Origin of the sequence: Cyclobacterium qasimii M12-11B, from assembly GCF_000427295.1 — a bacterium.
In the GTDB taxonomy this organism is placed as follows: Bacteria; Bacteroidota; Bacteroidia; order Cytophagales; family Cyclobacteriaceae; genus Cyclobacterium; species Cyclobacterium qasimii.
In genome coordinates this window covers 126,909-146,277 of the sequence record NZ_ATNM01000136.1, presented here as the reverse complement: position 1 = coordinate 146,277, position 19,369 = coordinate 126,909, and the positions used below count along the sequence as shown (strand labels likewise).

The window sequence follows — 19,369 nt, the reverse complement described above, 5'->3', positions numbered from 1 at the left end:
CCTGATTTTTTATTGACAAGCTGAACTAAAGAAGATGGTTTATTAGGCTGTGCCATTAAAATTGGTCAAAAAAAATCCCCGAAGTATATCCGGGGATTTAAAGTTGATTGTATCTATAGAAAAATATAAATGGTTAAGCTTTTAATTTAGGCTCCCATCCTTTTTCATACTCTCTTTTCCAAAGGGCTTTCCCTTTTTTACTATTCGTAATGTGACCATTTGAAGAATCACAAGTCAGCACTTCTCCAGTTCTGGAAGCGATGTTTGCCAAGTGGCAAAGCAACACACTTTTAGCACCTTCGTCTATAGGGCTTTTTTGTTCTGCTTTACCTCGAATAGCATCAAAGAAGTTAACAACATGAAGGGTAGACATATCGCCTCCGCCTCCAAGTGCAGTACCCGCTTCCTGGCTTTCTGATTCACTGGTTTTGATTAAATCACCTTTTCTATCAAACAGTTTGTAACCACCCCTGTCAATATATACAGAGCCATCTGTTCCATAAACAATGGTTCCTCTTCCCGGACCATAAGTATTGTGTCCATTTCGGCTTTTACAGTCCCACTGAATGGTTCTATTGCCTGAGAATTTGAAAACAGCATCCATTGTGTCGTACATGGTCCAGCCATCGTTCGGCCAATGGTACTTTCCTGAATCTACAGATACTTTTTCAGGGAAATCTACCTGAAGTGCCCATCTGGCAACATCTATTTCATGGGTGCCATTGTTTCCAGCCTCAGCTGTTCCATGGTCCCAGCCATACCAGTGCCAGTTATAGTTCCAGGTTTCTTCTGTATATTCTCTTCTAGGTGCAGGTCCTTGAAACAAATCCCAATCCAACCCATTCGGAGGAGTAGCCTTCTTTTGGTTAGGCACTTCACCTCTTGCTGAATTGTAAAAGGCTGTCGCTTTGTAAACATTTCCTATCACACCTTCATGGATATCTTTAATGATTTGGATACTTTCAGGGGAGGAGCGCTGCTGGTTACCCATTTGCACCACTTTATTGTAATGCTTTTGGTAAGCAACTAAAAGCTCTCCTTCATAAGGATTGTGGCTACAAGGTTTTTCTACATAGACATTTTTACCTGCCTCAAGTGCTAGCCAGGTACCTGGTGCGTGCCAGTGATCAGGGGTAGCATTGATCAACGCATCCACCTCTTTGTCTTCCAAAACTTTTAGAATACTATTTTCAAGTTTTGGTTGATAATCTATGTGTTTCGAGAAATTTTTTGCAGCCCTTTCTCTTTGCGATGGCATTACATCACAAAGGTACATAAGGTTTATATTGCTGGATTTTAATTTTATAGGCTCATAATATGCGCCCAATCGTCTTCCTAAACCAGCGATTGCCAGGTTGATCCTGTCATTTGCTCCGATGATATTTCCGTAGCTTTTGGCAGAAAACCCTACAGCTCCTAAAGAAGAAATACCCATGGTTGCCAAAGCAGATTTTTTAATAAAATCCCTCCTGCTATCATTAGATTTATTCATAATTATTTTTAGGTTAGTTGAATGTGTATTGTTAATAACTTTTATTCTGTTTTCAAGATGCTTCTGGCAATCCCAATTTCCAAACCTCTAAGTTCAGCAAGTCCTTTTAACCTTCCAATGGCAGAATAACCAGGATTGGTGACTTTACCCAGATCATCCAACATTTGGTGTCCATGATCAGGACGCATAGGAAGTGATTTACCAATTTTCTGCTGTAACTTCACTATTTCTTCTACAACATCTGCCATAGGAACATCACCTTCCATGTGGTTGGCTTCGTAGAAATTCCCTTCTTCATCCCTCTGAGTACTTCTCAAGTGAATAAAGTGAATGTGCTCACCATATTTTTCTACCATTGCAGGAAGATCATTGTCAGCCCTGATTCCTAAAGAACCGGTGCAAAAGGTGAAACCGTTATAGGGACTATTGTTGTTTTCCAGGATACGGTCATAGTCCTTGGCTGTACTTACCACTCTTGGCAATCCGAAAATAGGGAATGGAGGATCATCGGGGTGAATACAAACGGATACTTTGTTTTCTTCAGCCACAGGAACAATGGCATCGAGGAATAAATTAAGGTTTTCACCCAGTTTCTTTGCATCAATTCCTTTGAAAGTATCCAATGCTTTTTGAAAATCTTCTACAGAATAACCTTCTTCTGCTCCTGGTAATCCAGCAATGATATTATTGACCAATTGGTTTTTTCCTCTTCAGACAAAGTATCAAAATGAGCCTTGGCCTTTTGCTTCATGCTTTCGCTGTAATCTGCTGCAGCACTTGGGCGTTTAAGAATGAATAAGTCAAAGGCAGCAATGGCTTTCATTTCAAAACGAAGTGCTTTTGCTCCATTGGCCATAGGATAAGCAAGGTTGGTCCTTGTCCAATCCAATATAGGCATGAAATTATAACAGACAGTGAAAACACCTTCGGCAGCAAGGTTTCTGATGCTCTCCTGATAATTTTTAATACATTCCTCAAAATTCCCTGAGCGGGTTTTGATGTTTTCGTGCACAGGTACACTTTCAACGACTGACCAGGTTAATCCTGCTTCTTCGATGATGGCTTTTCGTTCCTTTATTGCTTCCCTTGTCCAAACCTGGCCATTGGGGATTTGATGCAAGGCAGTTACTATGCCTGTAGCTCCTGATTGTAGGATATCTGATAACTGTACTGGATCATTTGGACCATACCATCGCATGGTTTGTTCCATATATATTGGTTGCTTATTGCTGCTCATACTCCTGAATACGCGCTAAATCCCCCATCAATTTCTGTAATTGTTCCTGTTACGAACTTCGAAGCTTCACTGCTTAACCATTGTACTGCTCCAAAAAGCTCTTCTGGACTTCCAAATCTAGCCATTGGTGTATGGTCAATGATTTGATTTCCACGCTGTGTAAGGCTACCATCCTTATTGGTTAACAAAGCTTCATTTTGAGCGGTTAAAAAGAAGCCGGGTGCTACAGCATTGACGCGTAATCCTGCGCCATATTTTTTAGCAAATTCCACAGACATCCATTTGGTCATATTGTCAATAGCCGCTTTTGCTGAAGCATATCCCATTACACGGGTCATGGGTCTGCTGGCCGCCATTGAAGAGATGTTTATGATTGATGCTTTATTGGATTTCACCAATAGTGGCAAAAAGGTCTTTATTGGTAAGAAGGTTCCCATATAATTGAGATCCATAATCGTTTTTACAGCTTCGGAAGACAAGTCAGTAACCATTTGATCTGGCATGACAGTAGCTCCAGGCATATTTCCTCCAGCAGCATTGATCAAAACATCTATCTGCTCAAATTCTTTCTCTAGATTTTCTTTGACCTGGGTAAGGTCATTTTCGTTGGTTACATCTGCTATGGCAGGGTAGGCATAACCTCCATCATCTTTGATTTCACTTACCAGGGCAGCTACTTTATCCTCATTCCTGCCAAGGATTATCATCTGTGCACCTTCCAACGCCAGATGTTTGGCAATTGCTTTGCCTAAAACACCGGTTCCACCACTAATTATGATGACTTTGTTTTTTACTGAAAATAATTGAGACATTGTATGTATTATAGTTATTATTTAATTTAAAGTGATACTCCTCGTTTCCACGGTATGAAATCGTCCTGATTCAACAAAACTGCTTTCGCTTTTATCTTACCACTGGCCACTTGGATAATATGTTCCATTAACTCATCACCCATTTCAGGAATGGTCTTTTCACCTGAAATGATTCCGCCGGTGTCCACATCTATGATATCAGACATCCGTTTGGATAACTTGTGATTGGAAGATACTTTTATAACAGGTGTAATAGGGTTTCCTGTTGGTGTACCCAGGCCTGTAGTGAACAGTATGATATTGGCTCCAGAACCTGCCATTGCAGTGGTGCTTTCCACATCATTTCCAGGAGAACACAATAAGCTGAGTCCTGGTTTTGTGACAATTTCAGTATAATCAAGGATGTCTACAATAGGAGAGGTTCCACCTTTCTTGGCAGCTCCTGCTGATTTTATTGCATCTGTGATCAAGCCATCCTTAATATTCCCTGGACTTGGATTCATGTCAAAACCAGAACCTACTGCTTCAGCAGAGGCTGAATAGGCACGCATTAACTTCACGAATTTTTCTGCGTTCTCATCGGTTGTACACCTGTTGATCAATTCCTGTTCCACACCGCATAGTTCGGGAAATTCCGATAGAATGGTTTTTCCTCCCAAACCGGCAAGAATATCAGATACCTGACCTAAGGATGGGTTGGCAGAAATTCCTGAGAAACCATCTGATCCACCACATTCCAAACCTATAGTCAATTGACTCAAAGGCGCTGGTTCTCTTACCAGTTGATCTGCCTCTGTCATTGCCAGAAAAGTAGATTGGATGGCTTTGGTGAGCAATTGGGGTTCTGTCCCTTCTTCCTGTTGTTCTAAGATGATTACAGGTTTTTTGAAATCCGGATTTATATTGGCTAATTTTTCTTTTAAAATCGCAGGTTGTGCATTTTGACATCCCAGACTTAAAATTGTTGCACCCGCCACATTTGGGTTGTTGATGTATCCGGCGATCAAGGCGCAAAGGGCCTCCGAATCCTGCCTGGTGCCACCACAACCTCCATTATGGGTTAGGAATTTGATGCCATCTAAATTTTTAAATAGCTTTTCTTCGCCTGCCAGTTCTAGTGTTTCCACACCGACCTGCTGAAGCCCTTCCTTGTCTCCATCGAGATAAAGTTGTTTCATTTGTTTCACAAACGATTTATAAGGATTGGGTTTAGCAAAACCCAGCTCCTCTACAAAAGCTTGCTTCATGATTTCTATGTTTCGGTTTTCACAAAAAACCAAAGGTACGACTAGCCAATAGTTGGCCGTTCCTACCTGTCCATCAGGTCGATGATAGCCATCAAACGTCCTGTTTTTCCATTTGCTTACATCAGGAGCATTCCACTCAAATGACTTTCTTTGGCCAGTGTATGCCGCTGTCTGATGGGCAAGGTTGCTCGTCGTGATTACATCACCCGATGCAATGGGAAACAAGGCTTTACCCACAATTATACCATACATATAAACCTTGTCATCCTGACCTAAGTCAGAAATGGTGAATTTATGCTTGGCAGAAACACTGCTTTTTAATGTAATTTCATGATTTCCAAATTGGATAATTTCGCCCTTATTAAGGTCTGTTAACGCAACCAGAACGTTGTCGTCAGGATGAATTTGTAAAACTTTATGCACCATTTCAATTATTTGATTATCTTGAGCAATCGATTGCACAATTTATAAATAAATTAAAAGAAAAGAGGCTAAGGGCTTCTTTTTTTTAAATCCCCACTAATTTTGATGGTTTATTGTTAAAATTCCAAAAACCCTTTCAGAGGTGTTAGAAGAGAATTTTCATAGAGATCCCAGAATTATCGGAAAAAATTATTTGAGGACAGGAATAAATTGCAAGCGAAACCTTCTGAAAACACTAGGCTAATTCATTATTAATCAGTCTGTATGTGAGCACGACATTGTTGGAGAAAGAATTTTAGCGGAACAATAGAAGAGATATATTGTGAATGAATTATTGAAATAAAACTTAATTCATATAATTTTAAGAAGTGAACGAATAATAGAAACCCAAATTATATTGCAATTCATATGTTGAAATTTAAAAAGACGAATTTCCCAATCTACCTAAGTATGCTGTTTTTGGCAGTTATTTTGGTTAGCTGCTCGAAACCGGGAGGGGTAAGGATATTAAAACTTGGTCATGGATTGGATACCAGTCACCCTGTCCATGCGGCCATGTTGTATTTAGCTGAAAAAGCAGAAGAAAAATCTGATGGCAAAATGATTGTTCAGGTATATCCCAACCAGCAATTAGGAACTGAGCGGGAACTTGTGGAACTGCTACAAATTGGTAGTTTGGCCATGACCAAAGTATCCACTGCAGCAATGGAGGGATTTGCACCGGAAATTAAGATATTAGGTCAGCCTTATTTGTTTCGCGATGATGAGCAACAGGCTAAAGTACTTGAAGGACCTATAGGCAAACAGCTTCTGGCTGCTGGCGAAAAATATTGGTTGAAGGGCTTGTGTTTTTACGATGGTGGTAAACGTAGTTTTTATACCAAAGACAAGCCTGTTATGGTTCCTTCTGATATAGAGGGTTTGAAAATACGAGTGATGGAAAGCCCAACTGCAGTAAATATGGTGCAGAGTTTCGGAGGTTCACCTACCCCAGTATCCTTTGGTGAACTATATACTGCTTTGCAACAAGGAATTGTGGACGGCGCAGAGAACAATCCGCCAAGTTTTGTTACTTCCCGACATTATGAAGTTTGTAAATATTATTCTTTAAATGAACATACGGCTATCCCAGATATGATGATCGTAAGTACCAAAGTTTGGGACCTTCTATCCGAAGAGGAAAGAAAATGGCTTCAAGATGCTGCTGATGAGTCTGCTGTTTACCAGTACAAATTATGGGAAGAATCCGTTGCCGAATCAATGAAAATTTTGGAGGAAGCTGGAGTAGAAGTACTTTATCCAGACAAGGAGCCATTTAGAAAAGAAGCGGAAAAGGTTTATGAACTCATGAAAGAATCAGATCCGGAAATGTATAAGTTGGTGCAAGAAATTAGAAAATATTAAGCAATGAGCAGTCTTAAATTAAAATTAGATAAAATTGTAGGGATCATGCTGATGGTCATTATGGCTGTGATGGTTCTTAATGTTACCTGGCAGGTTGTTTCAAGGTATGTGCTCCAATCTCCTAGTTCCTTTACAGACGAACTATCAAGGTATTTATTGGTATGGTTAGGTATGTTAGGGGCTGCTTATGTAGCGGGACAAGGAAATCACCTTGCCATAGACATATTGCCAACCAAGCTGGTCGGCGAAGCGAAACGAAGATTATTAATAGTTATAAATATTGTCATCATACTATTTGTTATTCCTGTGATGATAATGGGAGGGGCAAACCTGGTTTACATTACCTTCATTCTGGAACAAAAATCAGCGACTTTACAATTGCCGCTGGCATATGTTTATATGATGATCCCTTTTTCAGGTCTACTGGTACTTTTTTACCAATTGGCAGATCTTAAAATTTTAATGAACAATAAAGCCCCCCAAAATATTTAAATCATGGAAGAATATTTAAGCATCCTTATACTTATTGTTAGTTTTATTATTCTAATGGGGATTGGTGTTCCAGTTGCCTGGGCATTGGGTTTTTCTAGTTTTCTTACCCTTACAGTTACCATAGCATCTGTTCCCTCAGCCACTACTATTGCCCAAAGAATGGGAGTGGGCCTCGACAGTTTTGCCTTATTGGCCATCCCGTTTTTTATTTTAGCAGGAGAGATTATGAATAAAGGGGGAATTGCCAATAGGTTAATTAATTTGGCAAAAGCCATGACAGGAAAACTTCCTGGTGGATTGTTGTACGTAAATGTTATTGCTGCCATGCTTTTTGGAGCCATTGCAGGTTCAGCGGCTGCGGCAGCTTCTGCCATTGGTGGTATATTGGCCCCTAGAATGGAGAAAGAAGGGTACCCTAGGGAATTAGGCGCTGCAGTAAATATCACTGCCTCTACTACTGGCTTGATCATTCCCCCATCCAATGTGCTGATTGTTTATTCTTTGGCCAGTGGGGGCGTATCCATTGCGGCTCTATTTATTGCAGGATATATTCCAGGCTTATTAATTGGTTTATTCTTGATGATTACTGCAGCTATTTTTATCAAAAAACACAATCTAAAGCCAGGAGAACCTACAAGTGCCAAAGAACTTGGGACAAAGTTTCTAGCAGCTTTTCCTAGTTTGATGCTTTTAGTCGTCGTAATTGGAGGGATAGTAGTCGGTGTATTTACGGCAACAGAGGCATCAGCAATAGCAGTTGTCTACACCTTGGTCTTGTCTTTTATTTATGGGGAAATAAAATTGAAAAATCTCCCATCCATTTTATTGAAAAGCTCTGAAACAACTGCGATTGTTATGTTGTTGATCGCTACTTCAATGAGCATGTCATGGGCCATGTCCAGTGAGAATATCCCTCAGTCGATCAGTTCGGCTTTACTCTCTATGAGTGACAATAAGTTCATGATATTAATTATGATAAACCTGATTTTATTGTTTGTTGGTACTTTTATGGACATGACGCCGGCAGTATTGATTTTCACGCCTATATTCTTACCAGCAGTGGTGACTTTAGGAATTGATCCAATCCACTTTGGTATCATGATGGTGTTGAATTTGTGTATTGGGGTTTGTACCCCTCCCGTTGGCTCTGTTTTATTTGTTGGGGTAGGAGTGGCCAAGACCTCCATTGCTAAGGTATTCTTTCCTTTACTTCCCTTTTTCTTTGCGATGTTATTAGGTTTGCTTCTGATCACATTGATTCCAGAGCTTACCCTTTGGTTGCCATCTGTTTTTGGTTTATAAAAAATAGACACTATATATATTTAACTCCTCAGCCTTCGGTTGAGGAGTTTTTTTATAACCAATTATTAGGCATGTGAAGAGGGTGGTTCTTGATGAATTTGAAATTGCAGCCATAAATTACTTGGATCAATTGTTTTATTTTGCCTTAAATAACGCCATTTTAGTATTTTAATAACGAGACAATCGGGAAGGATTATGGAAAGAAGAAATGCATTGAAAAAAATTACTTGCCTTTCAACAGGGATGTTTATCGCTTCCATTACCGGTGCGATTGCAAATAATAATTCTTCAAATCCGACCAAGACCATTTTGCTGGTGTCCGGCTGGCAAGATGTGAACATTGGAGATATTGCACATACGCCAGGATTGATTCATATATTGAAAACCTTCTTGCCAGAATATAAAATCATACTTTGGAAGAAATCTAAAGGAGAGAAAGTAAAGGAACTTCTTCATAAGAATTTCCCAGAGGTTAAAATCATCTATGGGTCAGTGGCTCCAGACAGTAGTGTGGAAAATGAAGAAGTAATGTCCGCCATTAAAAAAGCAGACATTTTGGTTCATGGTTCGGGGCCTTATGTGGTGGGGCAAGACAACCTTGAGGCATGGATGAAATATACCGATAAACCTTTTGGTATTTTTGGTACTACCATCCAATCCATTTCTCCTGAATTAAAAAAAGTGTTGGATGCTTCCTCTTTCATTTATACCAGAGAAACGGCTTCATTAAAAGTATTGAAAAGCCATGGGCTTACTGGAAAAAACATTTCATTTGCTCCGGATGCTACTTTTTCTTTAATCTATTGGATGAAGACAAAGCCATCTCGTTTTTAGAATCCCATCAATTAGAGGAGAAGAAATTTATATGTGTAATCCCCAGACTTAGGTACACTCCTTACCATAAAATTAAAAAGTTAACTGGTCAGCAGAGAAAATTAAGGAGGTAGAGGAAACCAACGCCAAATACAAAGAGGTAGATCATGCCAAGATGAGGGTGGCGATGATAGAATGGGTGAGGAAAACAGGCAACAAAGTATTGATTTGTCCGGAGATGACTTACCAGGTAGACATTATGGATGAATTGTTGATTGATCCCCTTCCCGCGGATGTGAAAAGCAAGGTTATCAAGCGGGATTATTGGCTTCCGGATGAAGCGGCTTCGATTTATGCAAGGGCTCATTCGGTGATAAGCTTTGAATGTCATTCTCCGATAATAGCTGCTGCGAATGGTACCCCTATGTTTTATTTGAGACAACCTGAAGACACCATTAAAGGACAGATGTATTATGACCTGGGATTGGCAGATTGGGTATTTGAAATAGAAGAAACGGAGGGCAAGCAAATTGCCGATAGGTTGATGGAAAACTGGGATAACTACAATAAAGCTGAACGAAAGTTGGGCAAATCAATGAAAAAGGTAGCCAATATTTACAAGGCTTCCTCAGGAAAAATCAAATTGGTTACAAGCTGAAGCTGATGGTTTACCGTCTTTCAATTTCCCCAAATGTTTTAACCAATGATAGAAATTCTATTTGGTATTACAATCTTGAACAGGGCTGATCTTCTTGTGAATTCAACGCTTAAAGATGGAGTTGGGAAGTCCAATTTAATTCTTAATAAGTAGAAGGATAAAATTAATAAGCAAGGGTTTAAAGCCTTGAAAAAGTGAAAGACAAAATCTCAACCTAAATTACTAGATGTTTTGTGTTTTTCATGTTTTCGGATCTGGATTCAATCTTATTTTTCATCGTCAAATATTTCTTCAATTGAACTATCAAAGAGTTTGGCGATCTTAAAAGCGAGAGGGAGACTTGGGTCAAACTTTCCCTTTTCTATGGCATTGATGGTTTGTCTGGATACAGGCAGGCTGTCAGTAAGGTCTGCTTGGGTCCAGTTGAATTATCTTCGCCAGATCGTCTAGCGATTTGAGAAATCAAATATTAGCCAATACCAAATCAACGGTGAAAAGTAGGTTTAAAAGAACCCCTAGCCAAGTCAATAGTTTATTGGCTTCCCACAAAAACTGAGGCCCATCGGTAACCAAAATATCCATTGGAAACCTTTCCATAAGATTTATAATAGACAATTAACCTTTTATTTGTTAAACCTTCTAAAAGATAAAAATTGAAACCAAAAAATAAAGCCAGGAAATACTTTCGTTTTTCCTGGCTTCGGTATTGCTTGTTAGAGTAATTTATTCACTTGTATTTTCCTCTATTGTGGTTAGTGGAGGGATATTGTTTTCATAGCCTGAATAACCCTTGTTTTGATTAATAATACCTTGGGTATTACTATTAATTGCAGGCGCAGGAATAGGCCATAAAACGTGATATGGACTATAGGTGTATCTGTCCCCATGTCTGGTTGAGACTCCTTTATTATAGAAGTCAGTTACGGACATTATTCTGTCGTAGAGGAAGTTTTCATCAGAGAATTTTTCTATAGAATATGTTTTACCATTATAAGCTTGAATACCTGTATTGGCAAAAATGAAAGCCATTCTTGTGAGCTCCGTTTTTCTAGGTTCTTCGTAATACAGTTCTCTAGCTCTTTCATCAAGTATGGTTCCAATATTCATTTGATCAGGTGCATAAGGTGCTGCACCAGCACGTGTTCTAACCGCATTGAGGTCATTGGCCGCATTGGCTAAATCACCTTTCCAAACATATGCTTCAGCTCTCAAAAGATAGGTTTCGGCTAACCTAAATATATACCAGTCACTGTGACCTCCTGCGGGTCTTATGTTTTGGGGTTCAGGTATAAAAAGTTTGTAATGAGGCCAAGAAAACCAACTTCTAATGGTGTCTACTACTAAAACTGTACCTTCGTCGTTTCGGAATTGTAAAGGTTTTCCATAGTAGTCATCAGCTCCTTTTAAATCTGGATTGTTATGTACCATATCCGTCATGTCCATCCAGTTTCCAGGTGCATGTCTGAGGTCGTTTTCATCATCCCATATCATGCTTTGGTGGTACCAGGTACCACGAAGTCTACCAATTCCTCTACCATAGGCACTTACTTGATCAATTTCAATTCCTGGTTGATCTATTGTGCCTCGATTACCGTTAGGGGTATTAATATTTGCAAACCAAAAAGGCACACCTTGTCGCATGGATGACATTCCACCAGAATTACCTTCAGTATCAAGGCGGTCCATGACCATCAGAATTGCTTCCGTATTTACATTTGCTGATTTATTCTCTGGTCGATGCAAATCCCAGATTAAATTTTTCTCTGGGTCATTACCTGTAGATCCAAATCTTTCAGTCATTAAGGAATGCGTACCTCCATCTATTAATCTTGAAGCAGATGCAATGGCATCATCAAATTCTCCCAGCGCAAGATTTACTTTGGTTAGAAGGTGCTGAATGGCTCCTTTAGGAACTTGTCCTTTGTCCATCACTGCTGGAACCCAAGGCTCTGCCCATTCTAAGTCTTCTTTGATTTTACGAAGAATTACTTCTCTTTTAGTGGAATAGAAGTCTAATCTTGGTTCAAGAATTTCTTCAAGAATCAAAGGAACATCCCCAAATTGATTCGTAAGCCTATAGTACCTTAGTGCTCTGTGAAAATAGGCTGTTCCAAGAATGTGGTTTCTTTCCTCTTCTGATTCGTAATCTGTTGGATCGTCAATTCTGGATATTACGGTATTTGCATATTTAATACCCTTAAATCCTTCGTACCAATACCAACCAATTCTATTGTAATCTGCTGAATTAAGGTTGGCATCTGGTGTTATCAAGAGATTCATGTCCTGAGCAGGGCCAGACTTGTCCGTTGTACCTTCTACAGCCACCTCCGTAAAAATATGCTCGGTCAGAATTGGAGGGCCATCACCCGTAAGTTCATGTCTCATGTTTCTTTCACAGGCTACCAATGCACCCCATAGCCCACTTGATGAGTTAAAAGTGTTTTCAGGGGCATAGAAGGATAATGGTTTGGGTTCTAGCCAACTTTCGTCACAGGAAGTTGTGCTAATCATTAAACCTATCGCGAAAAGGCCAAGGTAAAATGTTGAGTTTTTTATATGGATTTTCATAATTTTTTTCTTTAAGCCAGTTTTACAATGTCAAATCAACTCCAAGTGTAAAGATTCTTGGTGTTGGAACTGCAGATTCAGGATCCCAAAAATTAAATTCAGGTGCATAGAAGCCTACATTTCTAATATTCATATAGAATCTAAGGTTTTCTATTTTCGCCCTTTCCACAATGGCGCTCGGAACGGTATAAGCTACAGATATATTCTCCAGACGTACAAAAGACCTGCTTTGGTAAACATTAAATCCACCAGCTCCACCCTCGCTTGAATAAAGTCTTGCCCATTCATTGTTTGGGTTTTCCGCAGTCCAATAAGGTAGAATATATGAATTGGAACGGTCAAGAAACCCCTGTCTATTTTTTCTTTGATTGAAGGTGTTCATATGCCCTAAATAAGCATACATCATAAATGAAACGTCGAAATTTTTCCACACTTTAAATTCATTTCTTAAACTCCATCTCGATCTGGGTTCCGTAAAGCCTAAAAATTGCCTGTCCGCATTAGAGTAAAGCCCGTCTTCGTTAACATCTTCAATTTTAAAGTCACCTGGTCTGACACCATAGTCACTTGCTTGGTCTGCTTCAGGGGTTTGCCAAATTCCATCTGTCTTGTAATCCCAGATGGCATCAATTGGATGACCTAAAAACCATTTATTTTCTATGTCATCTAATTCCTCTCCATTTTCATCTAAATCTCCATACAGACTAATAATTTTATTACGGTTCATCTGGAAGTTAATGCTTGCTCTCCATGTTAAATTAGTTCTTTGTAACAACTGGCTATTTAAGCTTACTTCAACGCCTCGGTTTCTTACTTCACCTAAATTGTCATAGACAAAGTTAAATCCTAAAATATCAGGTAGAGATCTTTCCACCAGGAGGTCCGTTGTGGACATGTCATAAGCTTCTATGGTTCCATCAAGAATACTATTGAACAGGGAAAAGTCAATTCCAAGATTTGTAGAGGTAGTTTTTTCCCATTTAAGATTGGAGTTCTGCATGGTATTTACATACAACTGACTTACAAAATACATTTCACCACTTGGTCTTTGATAAAAATATTTACCTGTTTGTAAGTCGGATAGGGCAGCATACCTACCAATGTCTCGGTTGCCATTTACTCCCCAAGAAGCTCTTAATTTTCCATAATCCAACCAGGGGATATTGACAAAATCTTCATCAGTAAAAACCCAGGCAAATGCGGCTGAAGTGAAAGTAGCTCTAGGGTTACTTTGACCAAAGGCAGAGTATCCATCTCTTCGGACTGAGAGAGTAGTTATGTATTTATCTTCTAGTGTGTATATTACTCTTCCCATCAGTGCATCTGCTGTATGGTATTGGTCATTACTAGATATGATGGGATTGATACCAGCTCCAATATTGTGGTAACCTAATCGGTCATGAGGTTCAAACCCCACATTTGTCATGGTATTGTCCCAGCTTTGGTATTTTTCTGAATTGGCCAAGAGTGTTATATCGAAATTGTGGATGTCATTGAAGTTTTTGCTCCAACTTAAGATATTATCAACCTGCCAGAAATATACTTTTCTTTGTTGCCTACTTGCTCGTCCTCCCATATTTTCAAAATCCTGATGGGCAGCCATTTCATGGTTGTATCGTTCGTAAAATTCATACCTCGGAGTAAAATTTGTTCTGAACTTGATGCCAAAAGGAAGTTCAATTGCTGCAAATAATGTAGCATTTATTGTGGTTTCTTTTTGTAATCTATCCGTAAATCCAGGAGTATAATAAGGGTGACGTCCGCCACTTCCTTCTTCGTTTGGTCTGAACCTAAGGCTTTCTCCATCTTCTAAAAATGGTTCTGCCCATGGAGACAGGTTGACCATGTCTCCCCAATTCACTGAGATTTGACTTTCATCCCTATCTGCAAATTGTGTATTCATTCCTACTGTTAGCCAATCTTTTACGTTGCCTTCAATATTGAACCTACTTCTTATTGTAGTGAATTCGTCACCAACTATTAAACCTTCATTGTCCAGATAGCCCATTGACCAGTAGTACTGAAAATCTTCGTTTCTTCCAGAGAGACTTACTGTGTGGTCTTGTCGCAATCCATTTTGAAACATCATATTGTACCAGTTGACACTTTCTCCTGCCTTATAGTTGGCAATCTCAAGAGGTTGCATGTTTAAGCGCTGTAGCCAAACCGTTTCTGGATCTCCTTCTGAGCCGTCATAGTCCAGCCATGTGTCTAGGGAAATGTTGCTGGGTAATGTATTAGGGTTTGAAAATCTATAAGGTTCAAATCCTCCCGCATTTATACTTTCCATTACGTCCTCTCTCCATGAAAGAAATCCTTCTGGACCATATAAAGGCTCATTTTTTGACATCGTTGCCAAGCCCCAGTTGGAATTAATCTTAATTTGAGTTTTTCCTAATTTACCTTTTTGGTATTGATTAAAATTACACCACTGGCTGCCTTCGCTCCAAATACAGCCGCAGAACTAGCGTCTTTTAAAACATCTATGCTTTCAATGTCATTTGGGTTGATATCTGCAAGCTGCCCATAATAAATGGCCCCATCAAGAACCAAAAGGGGACTAGAACCAGCATTTAAGGAAGTCCTTCCACGAACTTCAAGGCTACCTCCTCCTTTTGCGGATGTGCTTAAACCAACATTCAAGCCGGCTATATTTCCTCTTAGGACATCTTGAATTGAGTTTGGGTTTTCATTTTCAAGTTTGGATGCGGTGACAGATGATACAGCACCTGTTAGGTCTCTCTTTCTAGCGGTACCATAGCCAATAACCACAACCTCATCTAATGAAGCAGTGTCCATAATTAAGGTGATATTCAATTCCGAACGATTCCCTACTTCCAGAGTTTGGGGAGTAAATCCAACAAAAGAAAAGGTCAAACTTGCATTTTCAGGAACAGTAATTTTATAATTGCCTTCAATGTCAGTGACTGTTCCCGTTCCCTGTCCTTCGATAAGTACCGTTACTCCAGGAATACCTTCACCGTTTTCATCAGTTACCTGACCAGATACCGTAATGTCTTCGTCAATCCTGATATTTGGTGATTCCGCTGTAACATCCACCGAACTGTACAGCATGCAGAAACAGAGTATCAGAATTTTCATTTCAGATACTCTGAAAAATTGTTTTTGTAATAAGTTTTTCATTTTTTTGGGTTATAATTAAAAGATTGTATTAGAATACTAATTGTCAAATTGATTCAAAATATCCTATATAATATTCAATTATAATAAAACAAAATTGGATATGCAATCGGTTTCATTACCAAAAATAATGACGTACGTAACCGTTTTAACAATTTATATTTTGATAAATTATAATATAGAATATATAGTATAATTTAATATATATTTAGAATTATGGTATATAAATTATAAATATTATATTTTTTAAAGCCAAAAATCAATATTTAACTATTTATAGTTAATTAATTAAATGAAAACATCTATAAATTTAATAAATAATATATGAAATTAACATATGTTTAATTATTTGCCATATAATTAAAAATTTAATAAAAAATTCATACGCATAGCTTAAAATCAATAATTTTCATGCGATTTTTGGGTGGTTGTTTGAATTTAAGCTCCAACGGGAAGTGTTGTAATTATAAGAAAATGAGTCTTTTTGGAGGTTTTTTCCCAATTTCACCCGTGTCTTGAGCCTGCCTATCTGCAGGATCGGAACTGGAGAAGTGGCTAACTTAAAGGTAATTTTAATAGGTAATAGATTGCCAATTGAGTATTTAGGGTTAAAACTGGTTTTCAATAATTAATCTTTGTTTTTACCGGTTGTATTGCTTTTTACTTTAAAGTTGGTCTTTTCCTTCATTTGCCATTGAAGTTTTTGCAAAATAAAGTAAATTGAAGATTATTCATTTTACTTTATCTGTAAAGTATCAATTTCATATGGGATGTTAATGCTTAAATGGGTTTATTCTTTTCGTGTTTTAATAGCATTTTGTACTGTTATTGGTTTGGGTGCTTTGCTTTCCTGTGAGCAAGAGACAAAGCAGGAAATGCCTGCTCAGGTCGACTTTAATTTTCATATAAAACCTATTCTTGTACAGAAATGCTACCTCTGCCATGGTCCAGATCCCAGTAGTAGAGAAGCAGGTTTAAGACTTGACCTCGAAGAGGGAGCAATAAAGCTTTTGGAAAGTGGGAATAGGGCCATCGTACCAGAATCAGTTCATAAAAGTGCTTTAATCGACCGTATCACCAGCGAAGATGAGGACTTTATGATGCCACCCCCTTCTTTGAAACAAACCCTTTCTGAACATGAAGTGGCATTGATAAAAAAATGGATAGGAGACGGTGCCGTATTTGAACCTCATTGGGCTTTTTTGCCCGCCAAAACTGAAAAGGGGATTGACAAGGATGCCTTTAGCAGTAACATTGATGCGCTAATTGATGAGGAAATAGCTGAAAAGGGCTTAAAACCTGGCTTGAAAGCAGATAAATACCAACTGATACGTAGGTTGTCTTATGTTCTCACAGGCCTTCCTCCGGAAGTAAAAAGGGTAAAGCAGTTCGTTGCAGATGAGAGACCAGAGGCTTATGTTGAATTGGTGGATGAATACCTTGAAAACCCAGCATTTGGTGAGAAGTGGGCCAGCCATTGGATGGACGTGGTGCGTTATGCTGAGACCAAAGGGCATGAGTTTGATTATCAAATTCAAGGGGCATGGAGGTATCGGGATTATTTAATCAGAGCTTTCAATGAAGACCTGCCTTATGACCAATTGATAAAAGAACAATTGATGGGAGACATGCTACTTTCTCCTAGAGTTAATCCTAAAACTGCTGAGAATGAATCTGTTTTAGGTACCATGTTTTTCACCATGGGTGAAGGGACACACAGTCCAGTAGATGTTAAAAAGGATGAGGCAGACAGGATAGACAATATGATAGATGTGGTAGGTAAAAGTTTTCAGGGCCTTACCGTGGCTTGTGCCAAATGTCATGACCATAAATTTGATCCTATACCTACTGCAGATTATTATGCGCTTTACGGGGTATTGGGAAGTACTCGATTCAGCCCTGTGCCTGTAGGAAATTCCAATTTAAAATTTGAAAAAATCTCTCAGGCTGCTGCCTTAAAACAAAAATTAAATCTTTGTTGGCCAATTCCTGGGTAGACGCCACAACGGCAGATACACTTCCAGTCCAACTCGCAAATTTAAAATCAACACCAGCGTATCCAGAAGGGTTTGAAGTCCTGGGAGATTTCAGAGGTGCTGATTTTCAGGACTGGAAAACGGATGGTTTTGCTTTTGGTGCAAATACAACTTTAGGAGAGCCATTGTTTTCTTCCTCAAATGGTGATTTGGAAACATTTTCTCCGGGAATTGCATCCAGTCAAAAATTTGGAAGGGGTATTTTTGGTGCTTTAAGGTCTCCTGACTTTATTGTCGACAAGCAGTTTGTAGGTGTCAGAGCAAAAGGGAAAGGCGCAAGCATCCGTATTGTGATGGAGAATTTTCAACTGATAAGTAATCCTATTTACGGTGATTTGGACCAGAAAGTAAATGAGGAAGAATGGCAAAATTATACCATAGATGTGGGAAGTTGGAAAGGCCAGAAAGTCTATATAGAAATATTACCTGGCTCATTTATCAGACATAATTATACCCAGGATCCAGAGGCTTATATAGCCGCTGCCTATGCTATAGCTTTTGACTATGTCTGGCAAACTCCCGTCCTATCCGATCAGGATACTAACGTTTCACTTTCGCAGGCAGTTAAGAATTGGAAGTCTGGTCAAAGCACGCCTTCAGAAATAGCCTATCTCAATCAGAAATTGAAAAAAGGAGATCTGGAAAAGTATTTCCCTTCTGCATTGGCATTAAAGGCAAAAAGTGATGCTATCGGAACCATGGTCAAAGACAGTGTATTCATACAAGGAGTAACAGATGGATTTGCTGGAGAAAGCCCCATTTTTATCAGGGGAAATCATGCTGATCAAAGCGAGGAAAAAATGCCGAGGATTTTCCTTTCCGGCATATTTGAAGAACAAAAAGCCTATCGTGGTGCGGGAAGTGGAAGACAACAAATGGTGAAGATGATGTTGTCAGCGGATAATCCACTCACCTCCAGAGTAATGGTGAACCGGATTTGGCATCATGTATTTGGCAGAGGAATAGTAGAGACCGTTGATAATTTTGGGCTTCAAGGGAAATTGCCTACTAATCCCGAATTGTTGGATTTTCTGTCTTTACAATTTGTTCAGCAATCCTGGTCCATCAAAACAATGATTAAAAATATGGTGCTGACCCAAACTTTTCAAAGAAGTACAACGGGTGGAAGTGTAGATAAAGATCCTGACAATTTATACCTGACAAGGTATTCCGTCAGGCGGCTTGAAGCGGAAGGAATCAGGGATGCTGTTTTGACAGCTGCTGGAACTTTGAATCCGTCCATGTATGGAAATCCTGTCCCTGTTCATTTGACATCCTTTATGCAGGGGAGAGGAAGGCCTAGAAATTCTGGTCCCCTGGATGGAAATGGAAGAAGGTCTGTATACCTTGAAGTCAGAAGGAATTTTCTTGACCGAATGATGACGGTCTTTGATAGGCCTACTCCATTTACCACTTTCGGTAAACGAGATGTGACCAATGTTCCTGCTCAATCTTTGTTTTTAATGAATGATCCTTTCATTGCAGAACAAGCTGGCCATATGGCCAATGAATTGTTGGCCAATAATCAGCTTTCTGAAAATGAAAAAATTGTCGAGGCTTATTTAAGGGCTTTTTCCAGGTTACCAACAGCCGATGAAATAAGTAAAGGCTTGGCTTTTTTAAGTGAAACCAAGGCCGTAGCGATTCTTGATTCTAAGGCCGAAGAAAATGTTGACTTAATTGTATGGAAGGAATACTGTCATGCTCTATTTAATATGAAATCATTTATTTATTTACTGTAAAC

Annotated in this window: 14 protein-coding genes and 2 pseudogenes; 7 read left to right on the top strand and 9 right to left on the bottom strand. The window is 39.1% G+C overall.

The genetic code is table 11. The features are described 5' to 3' along the window. Positions 1–133: 133 nt before the first annotated feature. The 4 genes and pseudogenes from ADICYQ_RS16870 to ADICYQ_RS16855 all read right to left on the bottom strand — a co-directional run bounded on the left by ADICYQ_RS16870 (position 134) and on the right by ADICYQ_RS16855 (position 5,214). Positions 134–1,492 carry a Gfo/Idh/MocA family protein gene (locus ADICYQ_RS16870; RefSeq protein ID WP_020889857.1) on the bottom strand — a complete coding sequence of 453 codons (1,359 nt, stop codon included), beginning with the start codon at positions 1,490–1,492 and terminating at the stop codon, positions 134–136. A 41-nt stretch (positions 1,493–1,533) separates the two neighbouring features. Then, positions 1,534–2,702, bottom strand: a pseudogene (uxuA, locus tag ADICYQ_RS16865) (mannonate dehydratase). A 23-nt stretch (positions 2,703–2,725) separates the two neighbouring features. Next, a complete protein-coding gene (locus tag ADICYQ_RS16860; RefSeq protein WP_020889854.1) occupies positions 2,726–3,541 on the bottom strand; it encodes an SDR family oxidoreductase in 816 nt (271 codons plus the stop codon). Positions 3,542–3,567: 26 nt separating this feature from the next. After that, positions 3,568–5,214, bottom strand: coding sequence for a UxaA family hydrolase (locus ADICYQ_RS16855; protein ID WP_040416820.1), 1,647 nt, complete (start codon positions 5,212–5,214; stop codon positions 3,568–3,570). A 405-nt stretch (positions 5,215–5,619) separates the two neighbouring features. On the opposite strand from ADICYQ_RS16855, the gene ADICYQ_RS16850 reads away from it, so the two are divergent. The 5 genes from ADICYQ_RS16850 to ADICYQ_RS28890 all read left to right on the top strand — a co-directional run bounded on the left by ADICYQ_RS16850 (position 5,620) and on the right by ADICYQ_RS28890 (position 9,880). After that, positions 5,620–6,615, top strand: coding sequence for a TRAP transporter substrate-binding protein (locus tag ADICYQ_RS16850; protein ID WP_020889852.1), 996 nt, complete (start codon positions 5,620–5,622; stop codon positions 6,613–6,615). A 3-nt stretch (positions 6,616–6,618) separates the two neighbouring features. Further along, entirely contained in the window at positions 6,619–7,107 is a 489-nt protein-coding gene (locus tag ADICYQ_RS16845; RefSeq protein WP_020889851.1) for a TRAP transporter small permease, read from the top strand. 3 nt (positions 7,108–7,110) lie between these two features. Continuing rightward, a complete protein-coding gene (locus ADICYQ_RS16840; RefSeq protein ID WP_020889850.1) occupies positions 7,111–8,409 on the top strand; it encodes a TRAP transporter large permease in 1,299 nt (432 codons plus the stop codon). A gap of 195 nt (positions 8,410–8,604) precedes the next feature. After that, complete coding sequence (locus ADICYQ_RS28895; RefSeq protein ID WP_020889849.1) at positions 8,605–9,243, top strand: polysaccharide pyruvyl transferase family protein; 639 nt, start codon at positions 8,605–8,607, stop codon at positions 9,241–9,243. Positions 9,244–9,409: 166 nt separating this feature from the next. Next, complete coding sequence (locus tag ADICYQ_RS28890) at positions 9,410–9,880, top strand: glycosyltransferase family protein (RefSeq protein WP_235114763.1); 471 nt, start codon at positions 9,410–9,412, stop codon at positions 9,878–9,880. A 266-nt stretch (positions 9,881–10,146) separates the two neighbouring features. Here ADICYQ_RS28890 and ADICYQ_RS27175 read toward each other — a convergent pair. The 5 genes and pseudogenes from ADICYQ_RS27175 to ADICYQ_RS28885 form a co-directional block, all read right to left on the bottom strand. Beyond that, positions 10,147–10,293: pseudogene (locus tag ADICYQ_RS27175) on the bottom strand (helix-turn-helix transcriptional regulator); the annotation flags it as partial. A gap of 49 nt (positions 10,294–10,342) precedes the next feature. Continuing rightward, positions 10,343–10,477 (bottom strand): hypothetical protein, encoded by a 135-nt coding sequence (locus ADICYQ_RS29375; RefSeq protein ID WP_020889847.1) that lies wholly within the window; start codon positions 10,475–10,477, stop codon positions 10,343–10,345. A 126-nt stretch (positions 10,478–10,603) separates the two neighbouring features. Next, positions 10,604–12,448: a RagB/SusD family nutrient uptake outer membrane protein gene (locus ADICYQ_RS16830; protein WP_020889846.1), complete on the bottom strand. Its 1,845-nt coding sequence runs from the start codon at positions 12,446–12,448 to the stop codon at positions 10,604–10,606. A gap of 22 nt (positions 12,449–12,470) precedes the next feature. Beyond that, on the bottom strand, positions 12,471–14,798 hold the full coding sequence (locus ADICYQ_RS16825; protein WP_020889845.1) for a SusC/RagA family TonB-linked outer membrane protein: 2,328 nt from the start codon (positions 14,796–14,798) through the stop codon (positions 12,471–12,473). Positions 14,799–14,842: 44 nt separating this feature from the next. Further along, the gene (locus ADICYQ_RS28885) at positions 14,843–15,592 is read right to left on the bottom strand and encodes a carboxypeptidase-like regulatory domain-containing protein (RefSeq protein WP_235114760.1); all 750 of its coding nucleotides are present in this window, start codon (positions 15,590–15,592) and stop codon (positions 14,843–14,845) included. A 773-nt stretch (positions 15,593–16,365) separates the two neighbouring features. On the opposite strand from ADICYQ_RS28885, the gene ADICYQ_RS27800 reads away from it, so the two are divergent. Both ADICYQ_RS27800 and ADICYQ_RS27795 read left to right on the top strand, forming a co-directional pair. Beyond that, positions 16,366–17,586, top strand: coding sequence for a DUF1549 domain-containing protein (locus ADICYQ_RS27800; RefSeq protein WP_200861905.1), 1,221 nt, complete (start codon positions 16,366–16,368; stop codon positions 17,584–17,586). After that, the gene (locus ADICYQ_RS27795) at positions 17,568–19,367 is read left to right on the top strand and encodes a DUF1553 domain-containing protein (RefSeq protein ID WP_020889841.1); all 1,800 of its coding nucleotides are present in this window, start codon (positions 17,568–17,570) and stop codon (positions 19,365–19,367) included. The genes ADICYQ_RS27800 and ADICYQ_RS27795 overlap by 19 nt, the downstream gene beginning before the upstream one ends. Positions 19,368–19,369 lie beyond the last annotated feature (2 nt).